Consider the following 18,240-nt stretch of genomic DNA (forward strand, 5'->3'; position numbering starts at 1 on the left):
GTGTTATCTTATGTCACAATTTGTTATAAAAAATTTTTCCGTTTGGAAAGACCCATTAAGTTTTTGCCATATTGCGATTAAGCCAATAATTGAAGTAAAATAAGAGAGTTTAGAAGTAAAGAGTAGGAAGGGCTGAACAAGTTGAGAAGTATAAGAAAAGGTGATGTTGAACTATTAGCACCTGTTGGAAATTGGGAATGCCTTAGAGCGGCTGTTGCAAATGGCGCTGACGCTGTATTCTTCGGCGTTGAGAAATTTAATGCCAGAGTCCGTGCCAAAAACTTTATGATGGATGAACTGCCCGCCGTTATGAAATATTTGCATAAATACAATGTGCGTGGATATGTCACGTTTAATATATTGGTATTTGAGAATGAACTAGAGGATGCTAAGATGCTTGTTGAAGCATGTATGAATGCAGGTGTAGATGCATTAATTGTTCAGGATCTAGGTTTAGTGAATTTGATAAGGAAGCTTTCACCCGATTTTCCAATTCACGGTTCTACACAAATGACTGTTACATCACCTGAGGCTGTTCAGTTTATTGAACCTTATGATATTGAAGTAGTTGTTCTAGGAAGGGAAAATAATCTCAATCAAATCAAGACGATTGCAGAAAAGACGACAACGCCGCTGGAAGTATTTGTTCATGGTGCGCTTTGTGTTTCCTATTCAGGTCAGTGTCTCACTTCTGAGATGTGGGGAGGGAGATCGGCCAATCGAGGAGAATGTGCTCAAGCATGCAGGCTTCCTTATGATTTAATGGTAGATGGTGAGAGAAAAGAGATGGGAAATATTGCTTATCTTCTATCTCCAAAAGACTTAGCGGCAATTGAGCTAGTTCCAGAACTCATCGAAGCGGGTGTTTTCTCATTTAAGATTGAAGGTCGTTTAAAGTCTCCTGAGTATGTCGCGAATGTTGTAAGTAAATATAGAAAAGCAATTGACGAATATATGGCAGGAAGAGAATACAGCCCAACCAAAGAAGATATTCGAGAATTACAACAAAGCTTTAGCCGTGGATTCACTTATGGATTCTTGAAAGGAACAAACAATAAAGAGCTGTTAGATGGTACGTTTCCTAAAAGCAGGGGGGTGTACTTAGGGTCTGTAAAAGAGGTTTTAAGGGATGCGGTTGTATGTGAGCTTGAAGCTCCCTTAAAACGAGGAGATGGAATCGTATTTGATGCTGGTCGTCCGGAAGAAAAAGAAGAGGGCGGGAGAGTATATGATCTTCGAAAAAAAGGTAGTAAGGTTGAAGGTGAAGTAAAAATAGGTGTGATAGAGATTGTACCAGGAAGGCATGATGTGAATTTAACAAAAGTAAGAGTAGGCGATCGAATTTGGAAAACAAGTGATCAAGAGCTTGAAAGACGTTTACAAAAAACTTTCGACGGTGAACAAGCTTATAGGTTGTCCCCTGTTCAAGTGAAAGCAACGGGCAAAATAGGATCAAAGCTTGTATCCATTTGGACAGATTCTATGACTGGGAATTCTGTAACAATTGATTCATTAACCGAGCTAGAACATGCAATAAAGAGGCCGTTAACAATTGATTACTTACAGGAACAATGGGGAAGAATGGGTGGAAGTATATTCGAGCTAACTTCTATTGAAGCTTATTTTGGCGGAGATGTTATTCTACCTGTTAAAGAGCTTAATCGAATGAGAAGGGTAGCAGTCGATCGCTTAGTTGAAATGCGAGAAACACCTAAAAAGTACACAAAAAATCAGATTTTATTACCACAGCCGATATATAAAAAGAAAAATAATGATCACCCTCAATTAATTGCACTTTGTCGTTCACTTGAGCAAATACGAGCCGCTTGTTTGACTGATGTGGAATATATATATGCTGATTTTGAATTTACTACCGATTATCCAAAAGCAGTTGATATGGCAAGATCATTTGGAAAACCTATTGCACTCGCAACTCCACGTATTCATATGCCTGGCGAAAATGGGATATTGAAAGGTATGCTACGCGCAATGCCTGATGCAATTTTAGTGAGGAGCTTAGGGGCAGTGCAGTATTTCACAGAACAAAAAAACATCGGGATTTCATTGATCGGGGACTTTTCATTAAATATTGCGAATTCACTAGCCGTTGATCTGTTTTTGGATAGAGGATTAGAGAGAGTAACGCCGTCTTATGATTTAAATATTCAACAAATGATGGATTTATTAGAGCAAGCCCCAACAGAAAAAATTGAACTTGTGATTCATCAACACTTACCTATGTTCCATACCGAGCACTGTGTATATTGTACCTTCCTTAGTGAGGGTACTGATTTCACAAACTGTGGTCGTCCATGTGAAAAACATCGTGTATCTCTTCAAGACCGCATTGGGATGTCGCATCCTGTTCGAGTTGATATAGGGTGTCGAAATACGGTGTACAACGCTATCGAACAGTCAGGAGCGGAATATATAACTCACTTCTTAGAACAAGGTGTGAAAACGTTTCGTGTAGAATTTTTAGAAGAAAATGGTGAGAAGGTAAAAGAAGTTCTATCACTTTACCGAGAAGCTTTGCAAGGTAATCGAAGCGGTACTAGTGTATGGCGATCTTTGAAAGCAACAAATCAACTTGGAGTTACAAGAGGCCAATTAATAAAGTGAAACTTCAATCAGTGGGCGTTTTCCTCATCCCCCACTGATTGTTAGTTGAACCATCGGGTTCCAACTGGCGCTTATCCCCACTTAAACTTCTCGATTCATCTAAAGTTTTGAAGTGGGGGGCTTAGCGCCAGTTGGAACGGGATAAAAAAATAGAAGAGGAGAGGAATCCCTCTCCTCTTTATTTTTCAAGGGATTCATTCGCCAGATGGGCGTAACGAGAGTAAAGGAGAGATATGATGCAAATAAAAAAAGTTGGAACACATAATGGCACTTTCCATGCTGATGATGTAGTGGCCTATATTATATTAGAGGAACTATTTGGACCATTACAATTAGTAAGATCAAGGAATGAAGAAGAATTATTAACCTGTGACCTTGTTTTTGATGTTGGTGGTGGAAAATATGACCACCATACAAATAACAAAGAATATCGTGAAAATGGTATGCCATATGCAGCAGCGGGACTCATATGGAGAGACTTTGGGAAAGAGTTATTAATCCGTAAAGGTGTCCCTCCTCATGCTGTCGATAATCTCTTTTTTTATTTAGATGAACAATACATGCAAGGACTTGATGCCGTTGACAATGGTGTTCGATTCAACCGTGAGGTGTTAGTACCCGAGCTCCCATCAGACATCCATCGTTTTAATCCTAGATGGGATAAAGAGGAGGATGAAAATGAACAGTTTTTTAAAGCAGTTACCTTTGCTAGAACGTCCTTCCTTAACCTAATCGAAGAACAAAAATCTGTAATAGCAGCTGAACAATTGATAAAAGAAGCCTATCTAAATAGACAACAAAAAGAAATATTGTTTTTAAAAACACATTGCCCATGGCTACAGGCACTATTAAAGATTGACACAACTAAAGAGGTACAATTCGTGATCTATCAAGATATCCGAAAAGGTTACTTAATACAAGTAGTACCTTTACATCAAAATACATTTGAAGCAAGAAAAGATCTCCCTAAAGAATGGGCAGGTTTACGTGCAGAAGAATTAAATGAATTGATCGGTATAAAGGATGCCATATTCGCTCATCCTGCTAGATTTATTGCTGGTGCAAAGACGAAAGAGAGTATTTTGAAAATGGCACAACTAGCCATAAATGCTCAAAAAGATTAGAAGAGGAGGAGGTTACCGATATCTTTTAGTAGGAGAAAATAGTTAATATTAGCATTAAATTTTCAGCTATACTTACCATAATTAATGAGGGATTAACATGTTGAAATAAGTAAAGATTAACGTAGATCAGAAAGAGATTCTGTTATAACTATTTGAATATTATGTATACGATTTTAGTCCATATTTAGATATAGATGTTAACAAAGATGGACGCTTTGGTTTTAAGGATATTGATAACTATTTTTCGAATCCTCAATATTATCCATATTTTATTTATTTTGATAAAAATGGATTGGATTTTCAATTGTGGAGAAGGCTATTAACAAAGTGTATGATTTCCGTATTGACCAGTTTTTCATTTTACAAAAATATAAAGGTAAAGGTCTTGGTAAGAAAGCGGCACTTATGACGTTTGACTTATACAGTGGCAAATGGCAATTCAACCAGATTGAGAATAATTACCCAGCTCAAGCATTTTGGCGCAGCACTATTAAGGAATATACAAAGAATACATAAAAGATTTCTACAATGAGAAGAGGAACTCCATTCAATGTTTTACGAATTGAATAATTATTAGTAGAAAAAAGATTTAGAGGATGCTTTCATTCATCGTTAAAAGGAAAAGAGGAGATTAATATATGTATACACCAACTGAACTTGCTCAGATGCAACTTGATGCCTATAACAATGGGGATATTAAGAATTTTATGGCTGTTTATCATGAAGATGTCCTTGTAAGAGAGTTTCCTACTCAAAAGATTATGTATAAGGGAATTAAGGAAATGGAAGATAGATACGCAGAGCTATTTAGAACAAATCCGAATCAGCATGCAAAATTATTATCACGTGTTGTAAAGGGAAATATCGTGATTGATCATGAGCATGTAACTGGCAGAACGAACGGTGTGGAGGTAGAAGCCGTAGCGATGTATGAAGTGTCAGAAACTCATATTATCAATGTTTGGTTTATCAAATAATACATATTTTTATTGAAAAATGTAAATTATTAGAAATTTTAGAGTATATCGAATATGTGAAAATGTGTTTACATTATTCCTTTTTGGTAATAAAATAACAATTGCTGTTACAAACTGTTACAAAACAAATATAAAGTATTAGGGATGGGATCAATTATGAAAAAATTATTAGTTGCAGGTATTTTATCAAGCTCATTGTTTTTAGCTGCTTGTGCTGCTGAAGATAATACGGCAGATCAACCGGATGCTGCAAAAGAAGCTGATGTGAAAGAAGAAACTCCAGTTGTTGATACAAAGGCATCACTTGTAAACTTTCACTTAACAATCATTGATAACTTTAAGGATGAGTATCAAACTTATTTAGCGTATAATGCTGCTGTTGCAGCTTATGACGCAGCTGTAGCCTCTCAAACAGATGCTGAAGTTGCTGAAGAGGATAAGCCAACGGCAGAAGATTTAGCTGAATTACAAACAGCTATTGATGAAGCAAAAGCTGCTGCTCAAGGAATTGCTGCTGCTTCTGCAGAAGAAATTCGTACTTATGCAGTACCTTCTGAATTAGAAGCTTACGAGGCTGACATAACTGCAGCTCTTGATGAATTAGCTAAATTTTATGAAGCGCTAGAAGCTAATATTGATGATGCTGAAACTGCAAATGCTCATTTTACAGCTTTCGAAGAAAAAATGGGTGCTATCTTTGTAGGAGAAGATCTTCCTGCTCCTAGTTATGCAAATGCAATGAAATAATAGAATTATAAAAGTAAGCGAGATATATCGCTTACTTTTTTCTATTTCGAAATGAAATATACAAGTCTAATCAATGGATTCTTGAAAGCTTTAAGCGTGTATCAGGGTGCTATAGCGGACTTTCATTTGCTCAAGTTTCAAACAAGGGACCTGCAGCATAGGGTCCCTTACATTCGTAAAAGTTTTTATCTTAAACCTTCTCACTATTCGTTTTTTTATCTTCTTTTGTACTTTTCAACAGTGTTGGCTTAGTTAAATAACTAAATAGATAACCGCTCGTTAACTTCATGCTATCTTCAATTTTGTCAGCAAAGTGAGAGAATCTTTCATAAATCACACTTTTTAAATGGTCCACTTGTCTTACAATTTTTTGTGTAATCGCTTCTTGTTGCTCTAGTCGTTCTAATAAGGTTTGATGGAAGACTTCTTGCATATCTAATTTTTCGTTTAGTTTTTCGTATATTTCTTGCTGATTGATCAATTCCTCTTTCATATCACACATGACTTGATTGTGCTCTTCCAATCTTTTTACTAGTTTTTGACTGTACGACTCTTGTGAGGCTAAATGGTCCATGATTGCTTTGTTAATAATACTGTCATTTTCTATCTTTTTCCTCAATTCTTCATTTTGTCTTTCTAATAAGATGACCTTATCTAGAATGGAAGCACTCTTTTTTTCATGATTCTCAATCTTTTCATTTACACCATTTGCTTTAGATTCTTGTCTTTCTAAGTGTGAAACTACCTGTTGGTAATAATGATGTTGTTCTTGCTTCGTATTTAATAGGCTTTGGGTGAATGTATTTATTGAATGATGAAGTTGATCATTAACACGATTTTGGTTCTCAATAAATTGAGAAATCGGATTCGTTCGAAAAAAATGTTGATTTACGTTTGAGTTTACAATATTACTTGTATAGACTTTGGGAAGAGAATTCGTTTCATTACTCACCTAGTTCACTCCTTTACTCAAAAAAGCGGGTTTGTTTTTTAGAAATAAGCAACTTTGGTTAACTATTTCAAAACAATATTGGCCACTCGAAACCCACCTCTAATAGACATCTTATGATGTAACAATTAGAAAAGGAACTAAGAAATTAGTCTAGGGTTATGTGAGACTTTTGTATAGAAAGGGTTGTTTTTGTCTGTTTTTGACAACCTTCGTCGAATCGATTTCTTTTTATGAGTAAACTTGTCATAATAGAAAAGCGTATTGATGAAGGGGACGGTTACAATGGAACTTGACAAGTTGTTGGAAGAAATTGAAAGACAACGATATGAGATGACGAAGCACGGTATGAGTAAAGGACTTGATGATAAAGAGACCGTGAAAATTAGTCAAGAGTTGGATAAATTATTGAACCAACTCTATTTATTAACCATAAAAAGGACTAAAATTGGATGAAATAAATACAAATAAACCCCAAATAAATATATCTCTCATGACACTGTGAAGTAGCTACTATTGCTACTTCTTTTGTTTTTTCACTATATAATTGGACAAACTATCTAAAGGTCTATATCAAGGAGGTAAGTAACATGTATCATTTATTAACTCATAATGACTTGGATGGAGTAGGCTGTGGAATATTAGCCAAACTAGCATTTAATGATCGGGTAAATATTAAATACAATTCTGTCGCTTCCTTAAATCCCCAAGTGGAAAGAGCGTTAGAAAAAATAAAAAAAGAGGACGTACTATTTATCACTGATTTATCTGTAAACGAACACAATGAAAAGAATCTTGAAAAACACTATCTTGAAGGAGGAAAAGTACAGTTAATTGATCACCACCGAACGGCGGAACACTTGAATCAATATAAGTGGGCAATCGTTCAAGTGGAAGAGGAGGATGGAAAACTTTCATCTGCTACATCATTATTATATAGATATTTACTCGATAACAGATATTTGGAATCATCACAGGCTCTTGATCAGTTCGTTGAGCTAATACGTCAATATGATACCTGGGAGTGGGATCAAAATAATAACTTGAAAGCGAAACGACTAAATGATTTATTTTTTTTAATGTCCATTGAAGAATTCGAGGAAAAAATGCTACATAAGGTAACTAAAAATGATGACTTTACTTATGATGAATTTGAAGAGCGAATCTTAGATATGGAAGAAGAGAAGATAGATCGCTATTTAAAAAGGAAGAAACGAGAAATTGTTCAGACCTTTATCGGTGAACATTGTGTCGGAGTAGTGCATGCGGAATCGTATCATTCTGAACTAGGTAATGAGTTAGGTCAAGAATTTGAATACCTCGATTACATTGCTATTTTAAATGTTGGTGGAAGAAGAATTAGCTTAAGAACCATCCATGACCATATAGATGTATCTGAAATAGCTGCGGAATTTGGAGGTGGAGGGCATGCAAAAGCATCTGGTTGTTCTCTAACAGAAAATGCATATAAATTATTTGTTGAACAACCCTTCCACATAGAGTCCATAAGGTTTGATGCATTTAGGAATTTATATAATATAAAGGCATCAGGAGAAGGTACTCTATATGAGAATCGGAATGAAGAAACCTTTTTTATTTATTTGTTAAATGAAACAACATGGGGAATTGTTTATAATCACGAACTACTAGATAATAGATTTTCTTCCTTTAAAGAAGCCGAGCATTTTATTAAGCGAAACTATTCTGCATGGCTTGTACGTGATGAAAATTACGTTAATTATCTAAGGAAACAGCATTTAACCATCCTTCATAGTGCTTCGTATCAAGATAAGGAGAACGAAGATGTTTATACGTATTCTCTTGAAGAGTACAGTGATAAAGGAGAGCATTACCGTTCACATTAAAGGAATTTTAAAAAAACATGCATGTAACCTACTAAATATAGACATTATAAAAAATGTTACATAGTAACAATAACTTTTTTATTGGAGGAAAAGTATGAGTAAAAAAATTTTGTTTGTAATGCTGATCGGTCTCCTAGTAATGCCATTTCAAACAAACGCACAAATTAAAACATTTAAAGAACCCCCATTTGAATTTTATAAAGTATACCCAGGTGATTCCTTCTGGTATATTGCACAAAGGTATGGATTAGATTATCGAGAATTAATGAGATTAAATCCAGATGTGGAACCAAGAAATATGCATGTAGGGGAAGTCATTCGATTAAAGCCGTCTGCTCCACATCACTCCACTTTTGAGGATCAAGTTGTCCAACTAGTAAACAAGGAGCGTACGAGCAGAGGTCTGAAAGCATTAACACATCGAGCTGATGTGAAAAATGTTGCGCACAAAAAGGCACAAGATATGATTAATTCAAACTATTTCTCTCATACTAGTCCTAATTATGGGTCCCCTTTTCAAATGCTAAAGACATTTGGAATTAGCTATACAGCAGCAGGTGAGAATATTGCTAAGGGTCAGAAAACACCTCAAGAAGTAATGAATGCTTGGATGAACTCATCTGGTCATAGAGCAAATATTCTAAAACCGGAGTTTGATACAATTGGCGTAGGCTTTTACCATGGTGCATGGGTTCAAATGTTTATTAAAGCACGATAACACTAAAACCAATCCAATATGTTGGATTGGCAGTCTGTCGAGAAAGTTTCGACAGACTTTTTTAATGAATAAGAAATGATAAGTTTTTGATTATTACGTTGTGATTAGTAATCCGGCTCCAGCATCCAGTTAAGATGAAATGGCGACGATGTTTGCCATTTCATCTTACTCGAGGTTAGATACAGTGAAGCTTCCATCAGTTATTCCTTCTGATGGTTAGTTGAACCATTCCCACTCCAACTGCGGTTTTGTTTTTACTGCTTAGTTGGAGTGGGATAACCCTACATGAATAAAAGGGAAAATCGCCTTTTTCTCATGTAGGAACATTTGTTCAGCCTAAGGCTAAACGGGGTGCTTACGCCATTTGTTCTTTTTTAACACAATATAGTGGGGGGATAGTGGTGATAAATGATACATCATTTATTTTAAGAAAAAGAGGAACATCCGACGATACTTTCGTGAGCTGTTTCCTAATAAGCATTTTGATGCAATTTTACCAGTGAATTGTCTAAGAACAGGGTTTTATTGGACATATGATACAATTGACATGTAATATTCCTTTGAGAACATTGAGGGTTTTCTACAAGCTGATTAATCCAACATGTGGGATTGGTTTTCTTCGTTTTAGTATTGTAGAAATGATGGTATTATTCAAATATTTCAAATAATCTTTATTGACATAAAATAATTGCACGATTACACTTAATATAAGTTACTAGTTATTAGGAAATGAGCGCTTATTATGGATATTAAACCAGACTTTAGAATTGGTAAGAACGCAATGCTACTTGCATTATTTGGTGAAGATAAAATCGATCAGCATTTTATCAAACAGTTAAGAGAGCAAGGTTTTATTTTTTGCCAAGGAAAGACAGGTTCGATGGAAACTCATAAAGTAGTAGCTGCTATTGAAACAGCTGCTAAAGCAAATGCCGTAATTGAATCCAATTTATATCGTGAGACTCACTCTTTGTATCATGCCATAATGGAGGCACTTCATGGTGTTACAAGAGGTCAAGTATTATTAGGTTCAGTCCTACGGACAGTAGGCTTAAGTTTTTCAGTACTAAGAGGAAAACCATATGAGTCCAATGATGAAGGTGAATGGATTGCTGTAGCGTTATATGGAACCATTGGAGCACCTGTTAAAGGGCTAGAGCATGAAGCAATAGGTTTAGGAATAAATCATATATAAAACATGCCCATAGTTAGTAGAATTTAGGGGGCTATATTTTAAGAGTGTTTTTTTATGCATTCTTAAGATATGGCCTCTTTTTGTTTTATAAGTAAACAACAAGAGGAGTATGAGTATGATTGAACTAACTGGAAATACGTTAACGATTGAACAGGCCGAAGAGATTATTTTTCACCATAAGAGAGTGGCTGTTTCAAATGATAGCTGGGAAGAAGTAATGGCGAGTCGTGAAGCAGTAGAAAAGATTGTTGCTAGACAGGAAGTTGTATATGGTATTACAACAGGTTTTGGAAAATTTAGTGATGTCCGTATTCATCCGGATGATGTTGAAGACCTCCAACTTCACTTAATTCGAAGTCATGCATGCGGGGTAGGAGAGCCTTTTCCAGAGCCTGTTTCTAGGGCAATGGTCTTGCTAAGGTTAAACGCACTATTAAAGGGTTTCTCAGGCATTCGAAAATGTGTGTTAGAGCTATTAGTAGAACTATTAAACAACGGAATTCATCCTATTGTTCCACAACAAGGATCATTGGGAGCGAGTGGAGACTTAGCCCCTCTTTCCCATATCGCATTAGTGCTTGTTGGTGAAGGAGAGGTAATGTACCAGAATAAGCGAATGTCGAGTAGTGAGGCATTTAACATTACTGGACTAACCCCAATAACACTAAAGGCAAAGGAAGGTCTAGCTCTAATTAATGGAACACAGGCTATGACTGCCATGGGTTTAATTAACTATATTGAAGCAACGAATCTTGCTTTGCAAGCTGATGTTATCGCTACCTTGACGATAGAAGGCTTAGAAGGAATTATGGACGCATTTGATGAAGATATCCATTTAGCGAGAGGCTTTCAAGAGCAAGTTGATGTAGCTAGTAGGCTCAGGTTTTTACTCCAAGGAAGTAAGCTTACTACAACACAAGGGGAGAAACGTGTTCAAGATGCCTATTCTATTCGCTGTATTCCTCAAGTACATGGCGCTAGTTGGCAAGTGCTTGCGTATGTAAAAGATAAGCTGTTAATAGAAATGAACGCAGCAACGGATAATCCACTTATTTTTGATGATGGAAGGAAGGTATTGTCTGGCGGAAACTTCCACGGACAGCCCATTGCATTTTCGATGGATTTCTTAAAAATTGGAATGGCTGAGTTGGCGAATATTTCGGAAAGAAGAATTGAGAGACTAGTAAACCCGCAATTAAATGATCTTCCTCCATTTTTAAGCCCAGCACCTGGTCTTCAATCAGGGGCAATGATTATGCAATACTGTGCAGCTTCCCTTGTTTCAGAGAATAAAACACTTGCCCATCCAGCAAGTGTGGATTCAATTCCTTCATCAGCAAATCAAGAGGATCACGTTAGTATGGGGACAATTGCTTCTAGACATGCATATCAAATTATAACCAACGTAAGAAGAGTATTAGCTATAGAGCTTATCTGCGCTATGCAAGCAATCGAGTATCAAGGAATACAAAAACTTGCAGACAAGACTATGGAGTTCTACCTTGAAGGTCGAAAGGTTGTTCCTTCAATTACAGAAGATCGCGTATTTTCAAAGGACATTGAAGCAATTAATGAATGGTTAAAAACATTTCGTGTTAATAAGTTATTTAAGGACATGATGACAATTAGGGAGGAAAAGAAATGACTACACCAAAACATTTGATCAAAGCAAATCGAGGTACAACCATGGAATGTAAAGGCTGGGAACAAGAAGCAGCCCTTAGAATGTTACGAAATAATCTTGATCCTGAAGTAGCTGAGAATCCAGATGAATTAGTTGTATATGGAGGAATCGGAAAGGCGGCAAGAAACTGGGAGGCATATGAGGCAATTATTCGTTCTCTTAAAGTGTTAGAAAATAATGAAAGTCTGTTAATCCAATCAGGAAAACCTGTTGGTATCTTCCGAACTCACGAAAATGCACCTAGAGTTTTATTATCAAATTCCGTACTCGTACCGAAATGGGCGAACTGGGAAACCTTTCATGAGTTGGATGCAAAAGGGCTAACCATGTACGGTCAAATGACAGCAGGAAGCTGGATTTATATAGGTACACAAGGGATCTTACAAGGAACGTATGAAACTTTTTTAGCTATAGCAAATGAGCATTATAATGGATCATTAGCTGGAACGATAACTTTAACTGCAGGTCTTGGTGGTATGGGAGGAGCCCAACCACTTGCAGTAACCATGAATGGTGGAGTTGTGATTGCCGTAGAGATGGATTCCACTCGAATTCAAAGGCGTATTGATACAAGATATTGTGACCGAATGACCACATCAATTGAAGAAGCATTTAAATGGGCAACGGAAGCAAAAGAAGCAAAAATACCTTTATCGATTGGTCTTGTAGGAAATGCTGTAGATGTATTAAAGACAGTTATCAATACAGGGTATCAAGTTGATATAGTGACAGATCAAACGTCAGCCCATGATCCGCTGAACGGCTACTATCCACAAGGGTTCAGCGTAGAGGAAGCTCATCATTTAAGACAAACTCATCCAGAGCGATATAAAGAGCTGTCGAAAAAGTCAATGGCAGAGCATGTACAATATATGCTGACACTTCAATCACAAGGTGCCATAGTATTTGATTATGGTAATAATATTCGTCAAGTTGCCAAGGATGAAGGAGTAGTGAATGCCTTTGATTTTCCTGGCTTTGTCCCTGCCTATATTCGACCATTATTCTGCGAAGGTAAAGGTCCGTTTCGTTGGGTAGCGCTATCTGGAGATCCAGAAGATATTTATCGAACAGATGCTTTAATAAAGGAGCTCTTTCCTGATAATGCTGGATTGCATAGATGGATTGATATGGCACAAGACAAAATTGCGTTCCAAGGTCTTCCTTCAAGAATTTGCTGGTTAGGATATGGAGAACGAGTAAAAATGGGGCTAGCCATCAATGAGCTTGTACGAAAAGGAGAGTTAAAAGCTCCTGTTGTCATAGGGAGAGATCACTTAGATTGTGGATCTGTTGCCTCTCCGAATAGAGAAACAGAGGGGATGAAAGACGGAAGTGATGCAATTGGGGATTGGGCTGTGTTAAACGCTCTAGTGAACACATCTGCTGGTGCAAGTTGGATATCATTTCATCATGGCGGTGGAGTCGGAATGGGCTACTCCCTACACTCTGGAATGGTAGTAGTGGCAGATGGATCAGATGTGGCTAAAGATAAGCTTGAACGAGTATTGACATCAGATCCTGGTATGGGAATCATTCGACATGTAGATGCAGGGTATGAAAAAGCTGCGGAAGTCGCTAAGGAAAAAGATGTAAAAATTCCAATGTGGGAAAATCAATAAATGAAGGGGAGAGTTATACGTGACAGAAGGTATACTATATGACCTTGTCCTAATAAATATTGGGCAATTGCTTACAATGTGCACGACTAATAATGGTCCTAAAAAAGGGTATGAAATGAATGACCTTGAGATAATAGAAGATGCCTTCGTTGCAATAAAGGATGGTCATTTTATAGCTGTTGGTACAATGGAGGATTTCCATAATCGACTAATACACGCAAATAAGATGATAGATTGTGAAGGAAGACTCGTCACACCAGGACTCATTGATCCACATACTCATTTAGTTTTTGGTGGTTCAAGAGAACATGAACTGGCTTTAAAACAACAAGGTATACCATACTTAGAAATTCTAAAGCAGGGTGGTGGAATTCTGTCTACCGTTAAAGAAACGAGGCAGAGCTCCGAGGATGATTTATACAATAAAGCACGAATCCATTTAAACAGAATGCTTTCATTCGGTGTAACAACGATTGAAGCAAAAAGTGGTTATGGCCTTGATAAAGAAACAGAACTTAAACAGCTTCGAGTTGCAAAAAGATTAGGAAATACACATCCAATCGATATTGCTTCAACATTTCTAGGTGCACATGCCATTCCAACTGAATACAAGGATCGTTCAGATGACTTTTTAAAAGAAATGATTGTATTACTTGAAGAGATAAAAGCAGAAAGTCTAGCTGATTTTGTGGATATATTTTGTGAAACAGGTGTCTTTTCAATTGACCAATCAAGAACGTATCTTTTAGCAGCGAAGGAGCTTGGTTTTAAATTGAAAATTCACGCTGATGAGATTGATCCTCTTGGAGGAGCTGAGCTTGCAGCTGAACTAGGTGCTACTTCAGCAGACCACTTAGTAGGCACATCAGATAATGGGATGGAACAGCTTTCAGCAAACAACGTCATGGCATGCTTATTACCTGGTACATCGTTTTATTTGAAAAAGAAAGAACATGCACGAGCAAGAGTAATGATTGAAAAAGGAGTGGCTCTTTGTTTAGCAACAGACTTTAACCCAGGAAGCTGTCCAACAGAGAACCTTCAACTTATTATGGCTTTAGCCGCACTACAGCTGAATATGTCACCGAAGGAAATCTGGAATGCTGTAACCATCAATGCCGCTCATGCTATCGGAATGGAATCAGAGATTGGTAGTATTCAAGCAGGAAAAAGGGCAGATATAGTCATTTGGAATGCAACAAACTATGAATATATTCCTTACCATTTTGGAGTGAATCATACGAAAACAGTGATTAAAAATGGTGAAATCGTATTTCAAAACGAATGGTAATGGGGTGGGGATATGACTACATTAAAGTATTTAAAACCAGCAGGTACAGCTAATTTCAAAGATAGCGGTATTACAAAAGTAAATGAAATCTTTGTGAATTGGGATGGTGAGAAAAGCGTAGACGGATTGGGTCTGGTAGGTTTACCCCTTTCTAAATCATCTATTAGTCATTCGGGGGGCTCTTTTTCTCCAGCTACCATAAGGAAGTGTTTTTCTTCCTTTACTACGTATTCTATCGAGGATGACCAAGATTTAGCAGACTACCACATTACTGATTTTGGCGATGTCGAAATGCATGTAACAAATATCACCGATTCACAAACTAGAATTGAAGAAACATTAACACAATTGTTTACGGAGCATCCAAATCTAACACCTATTATTCTCGGAGGAGATCATTCGATTACAGCACCATCTTTTAAAGCATTAACAAAAAGTAGAAACGGTAGGGTAGGAATCATTCAGTTCGATGCCCACCATGATTTACGGAATTTACAAGATGGTGGTCCATCAAATGGGACTCCTTTTAGGAATTTAATAGATAGTGGCGTACTTCAAGGAGAAAATCTCTTTCAAATAGGGATTAGAAGTTTTTCAAACGGAAAAACGTACACTTCTTTCGCAAGGGAGTCAGGTGTAACGATTTACTCAATGGATGATATACGGGAAAAGGGTATTTTACCAATAGTAAAGTCTTGCTTGGAAAAATTGAAATCAAAGGTAGATTATATTTATATTTCATTAGATATGGATGTGATGGATCAAGCATTTGCCCCAGGATGTCCAGCTATAGGTCCTGATGGAATGGACACTCCGATGATCAAACAAGCGATACAATATATCAGTAGGCAGCCGGAAGTGATCGGATTAGATATAGTCGAAATAGATCCTACCTTAGATTATCGTGATATGACTAGTAGGCTCGCTGCGTATTTGCTATTGACCTTTATTTCGGGCTATAAGGAAAGGTAATAAATGAACTTAAGATTTCATTTATTTATGGGGAAAATTAGTAACTGACGAGTGAATAAGCATACCAAATCTCAATCTGATTGGTATGCTTTTATTTATAACATAAAAAGATTTGTTTTTGTCGAAAATCAATTCAAAATAAAACAATTACCTTACTTAATTTTGCGTTAGTGGGATGCTAGTGTGTATGTCGTATCTATTGATGAATAGGTAAACACAAGGACATTTTAGTTGTTTTTAAAAGAGTTATGTCTCTTATTATCTGTTATAATGGCAGAAAAAGCCATATTAGGAAGGAGGGAAACGATGAATTGTCCATTTTGTTCTCCTGAACATGATAAGGGGCAAAATATTATTCTTAAGAATGACCATTGTATGTTTATTCAAAAACCACAAGAAATATTAATTGGTTCAGGTTTAATTGTCCCGATTACACATAGAGAAACAGTGTTTGATTTAACAACAGTGGAATGGGAGGCAACTATTGAGCTTTTACATCAAGCAAAAAAAATACTAGACAAAGAGTATGAACCACATGGTTACAATATTGGATGGAATTGTGGCAGTGTTGGTGGTCAGGAGATTTTCCATGCTCATTTACACGTAATTCCAAGATTTGATGATGAACCTCTAGCCGGTAAAGGAATTAGACATTGGATAAAGCATCCATCAAATAAGCGAAGATCGTTGTAATTCTTCTAAACATAACTAAAGGAGCTGTCTATCATAATGACTCATAAATTGTACTATGACGACCCATACATACATTCATTTTCTTCGAATGTACTAAAACAAGACAAGGATGAAACAGGAAATTGGTATGTTGTTTTGCAAGAAACAGCCTTTTATCCAACAGGTGGTGGTCAACCACATGACACAGGTACATTGGGTGATAGTAATGTTATAAATGTAGAAGAAATTGATGGGGAAATTAGGCACTATCTTGATAAGGAACTGTGTCACCTAACTAATGTTGAGGGTCAAGTGAATTGGGACAGGCGATTTGATCATATGCAGCAGCATGCTGGTCAACATATTTTATCAGCAGCTTTTGAAGAGCTTTACGAATACAAAACAGTTAGCTTTCATCTAGGAAAAGAGTTTCTAACAATCGATTTAGATATTGAAAATCTTTCAGAAGACAAAGCTCAATTGGTAGAATCTTTGGCAAACAAAATTGTCCGAGAGGGAAGGCTGATTGAAACAAGATGGGTGTCAAATGAAGAACTGAATAATTATACCTTAAGAAAGGAAATTTCAGTAAAGGAGGACATTCGACTCGTCATTATTCCAGATTTTGATTATAACGGTTGTGGTGGAACACATCCTCTAACAACCAGTCAGGTTGGAGTTATAAAAATTTTAGGATGGGAAAGACAAAATAAAATCATTCGGCTCCAGTTTATTTGTGGGAATAGAGTATTATCACAATTTCAATCTAAACACAGAATTTTAACTGAAGTTAGTCAATTGATCAGTTCCCCAGAAGAAGGAATTAAAGAAACGATTTCTAAGCTACTTGAAAATATGAAGCAACAAGCCAAGTGCTTAGAGGAAGTAAAAGATCAATTATTAATTTACGAGGCAAAAGATTTGATGTCTCTCGAATCTTATAGAGAGGATGATATCATCATCTTATGTAAAGTCTTTGATAATCGGCCCATATCAGATTTACAAAAAATTGCTCGTTACATAACAGATGCAACAGCTAATTCTACAACTCTTTTCGTAACTGACTTTCAAAATCGAATGCAGATTCTGTGTGCAAGCGGGGAAGATTCCTCAATAAACAGTAAGGAAATAGTGTCGAAGGCTCTCCCAATCATTAACGGAAAAGGTGGAGGTAATGCTAGACTTGCTCAAGGTGGAGGAGATCTAGCAATATCAAAAAAACTGCTTTTAGAGAAAATGAGTGAACTTGTCTATCCAAAATAATAGAGGATTTTTAAATAGAAAGCAGAAATTATAGTTTAAATAAAGGAAGAGGAGAGGTTAGGATGAAAGAAGAAAGCATTTTTAAACAATTCGTATTTGTACGTAAAAGAACATTAGCAATGTTAGATACACTTTCTGTGAATCAAATTGATAAGATCCCAACTGGCTTTAATAACAATATTCTTTGGAATATAGGGCACATATTTGTTTCTACTGAATCACTTTTATATGGTTTTGTTAGAGAGCAAAGTCCTATCGAGGATCGTTATGTAAAGTTGTTTACGATGAATACTTCACCTAAGAATTGGAGTGGTGATATCCCATCATTCCATGAACTGAAAGACAACTTAACTTTACAATTAGAAAGAGTTCAAAAGGAATTTACTGGTCGCTTACATGAAGAAGGGGCTAAACCGTTTGATTTAGGAACTGTTCAGTTTACTACAGTTGCAGAGGTCTTTAATTTTGCAATATGGCATGAGGGACTTCATCAAGGAACCATTACATGCTTAAATAAAGTACTAAATACATAGGTCATA

The 18,240-nt window shown here is 36.5% G+C and carries 17 protein-coding genes; 16 read left to right on the forward strand and 1 reads right to left on the reverse strand.

Going from position 1 to position 18,240, the window contains the following annotated elements:
• Positions 1 to 150 precede the first annotated feature (150 nt).
• The 5 genes from ACFSCX_RS11905 (at position 151) to ACFSCX_RS11925 (ending at position 5,470) form a co-directional block, all read left to right on the forward strand.
• Positions 151 to 2,622 carry a U32 family peptidase gene (locus tag ACFSCX_RS11905; RefSeq protein WP_377928788.1) on the forward strand — a complete coding sequence of 824 codons (2,472 nt, stop codon included), beginning with the start codon at positions 151 to 153 and terminating at the stop codon, positions 2,620 to 2,622.
• A gap of 236 nt (positions 2,623 to 2,858) precedes the next feature.
• Positions 2,859 to 3,746, forward strand: a complete 888-nt coding sequence (locus ACFSCX_RS11910; protein ID WP_377928460.1) for an MYG1 family protein — start codon at positions 2,859 to 2,861, stop codon at positions 3,744 to 3,746.
• A 306-nt stretch (positions 3,747 to 4,052) separates the two neighbouring features.
• Complete coding sequence (locus ACFSCX_RS11915; RefSeq protein WP_377928461.1) at positions 4,053 to 4,262, forward strand: hypothetical protein; 210 nt, start codon at positions 4,053 to 4,055, stop codon at positions 4,260 to 4,262.
• A gap of 122 nt (positions 4,263 to 4,384) precedes the next feature.
• Positions 4,385 to 4,723, forward strand: a complete 339-nt coding sequence (locus ACFSCX_RS11920) for a nuclear transport factor 2 family protein (protein ID WP_377928462.1) — start codon at positions 4,385 to 4,387, stop codon at positions 4,721 to 4,723.
• Positions 4,724 to 4,879: 156 nt separating this feature from the next.
• Complete coding sequence (locus tag ACFSCX_RS11925) at positions 4,880 to 5,470, forward strand: hypothetical protein (protein WP_377928463.1); 591 nt, start codon at positions 4,880 to 4,882, stop codon at positions 5,468 to 5,470.
• A 190-nt stretch (positions 5,471 to 5,660) separates the two neighbouring features.
• Here ACFSCX_RS11925 and ACFSCX_RS11930 read toward each other — a convergent pair whose 3' ends face one another.
• On the reverse strand, positions 5,661 to 6,422 hold the full coding sequence (locus tag ACFSCX_RS11930) for a hypothetical protein (RefSeq protein ID WP_377928464.1): 762 nt from the start codon (positions 6,420 to 6,422) through the stop codon (positions 5,661 to 5,663).
• Between the two features lie 282 nt (positions 6,423 to 6,704).
• Here ACFSCX_RS11930 and ACFSCX_RS11935 point away from each other — a divergent pair, with 282 nt between their 5' ends.
• The 11 genes from ACFSCX_RS11935 to ACFSCX_RS11985 all read left to right on the forward strand — a co-directional run bounded on the left by ACFSCX_RS11935 (position 6,705) and on the right by ACFSCX_RS11985 (position 18,234).
• Complete coding sequence (locus ACFSCX_RS11935) at positions 6,705 to 6,875, forward strand: Spo0E family sporulation regulatory protein-aspartic acid phosphatase (RefSeq protein WP_377928465.1); 171 nt, start codon at positions 6,705 to 6,707, stop codon at positions 6,873 to 6,875.
• Positions 6,876 to 7,009: 134 nt separating this feature from the next.
• Positions 7,010 to 8,284, forward strand: a complete 1,275-nt coding sequence (locus ACFSCX_RS11940) for a DHH family phosphoesterase (protein ID WP_377928466.1) — start codon at positions 7,010 to 7,012, stop codon at positions 8,282 to 8,284.
• 94 nt (positions 8,285 to 8,378) lie between these two features.
• A complete protein-coding gene (locus ACFSCX_RS11945; protein ID WP_377928468.1) occupies positions 8,379 to 9,002 on the forward strand; it encodes a CAP domain-containing protein in 624 nt (207 codons plus the stop codon).
• Positions 9,003 to 9,744: 742 nt separating this feature from the next.
• Positions 9,745 to 10,197: a hut operon transcriptional regulator HutP gene (gene hutP, locus ACFSCX_RS11950; RefSeq protein WP_377928469.1), complete on the forward strand. Its 453-nt coding sequence runs from the start codon at positions 9,745 to 9,747 to the stop codon at positions 10,195 to 10,197.
• Positions 10,198 to 10,312: 115 nt separating this feature from the next.
• Positions 10,313 to 11,842, forward strand: a complete 1,530-nt coding sequence (gene hutH, locus ACFSCX_RS11955) for a histidine ammonia-lyase (RefSeq protein WP_377928470.1) — start codon at positions 10,313 to 10,315, stop codon at positions 11,840 to 11,842.
• Positions 11,839 to 13,503, forward strand: a complete 1,665-nt coding sequence (gene hutU, locus ACFSCX_RS11960; RefSeq protein WP_377928471.1) for a urocanate hydratase — start codon at positions 11,839 to 11,841, stop codon at positions 13,501 to 13,503. Before hutH ends, hutU begins: the two co-directional genes overlap by 4 nt.
• Before the next feature lie 76 nt (positions 13,504 to 13,579).
• On the forward strand, positions 13,580 to 14,794 hold the full coding sequence (gene hutI / locus ACFSCX_RS11965; protein WP_377928789.1) for an imidazolonepropionase: 1,215 nt from the start codon (positions 13,580 to 13,582) through the stop codon (positions 14,792 to 14,794).
• Between the two features lie 12 nt (positions 14,795 to 14,806).
• Positions 14,807 to 15,766, forward strand: a complete 960-nt coding sequence (gene hutG, locus ACFSCX_RS11970; RefSeq protein WP_377928472.1) for a formimidoylglutamase — start codon at positions 14,807 to 14,809, stop codon at positions 15,764 to 15,766.
• A gap of 306 nt (positions 15,767 to 16,072) precedes the next feature.
• The gene (locus ACFSCX_RS11975; protein ID WP_377928473.1) at positions 16,073 to 16,459 is read left to right on the forward strand and encodes an HIT family protein; all 387 of its coding nucleotides are present in this window, start codon (positions 16,073 to 16,075) and stop codon (positions 16,457 to 16,459) included.
• 36 nt (positions 16,460 to 16,495) lie between these two features.
• A complete protein-coding gene (locus ACFSCX_RS11980) occupies positions 16,496 to 17,701 on the forward strand; it encodes an alanyl-tRNA editing protein (protein WP_377928474.1) in 1,206 nt (401 codons plus the stop codon).
• Positions 17,702 to 17,763: 62 nt separating this feature from the next.
• Positions 17,764 to 18,234, forward strand: coding sequence for a DinB family protein (locus tag ACFSCX_RS11985; RefSeq protein WP_377928475.1), 471 nt, complete (start codon positions 17,764 to 17,766; stop codon positions 18,232 to 18,234).
• Positions 18,235 to 18,240 lie beyond the last annotated feature (6 nt).

Source organism: Bacillus salitolerans (assembly GCF_042680805.1).
Taxonomy (GTDB): domain Bacteria; phylum Bacillota; class Bacilli; order Bacillales; family SA4; genus Bacillus_CJ; species Bacillus_CJ salitolerans.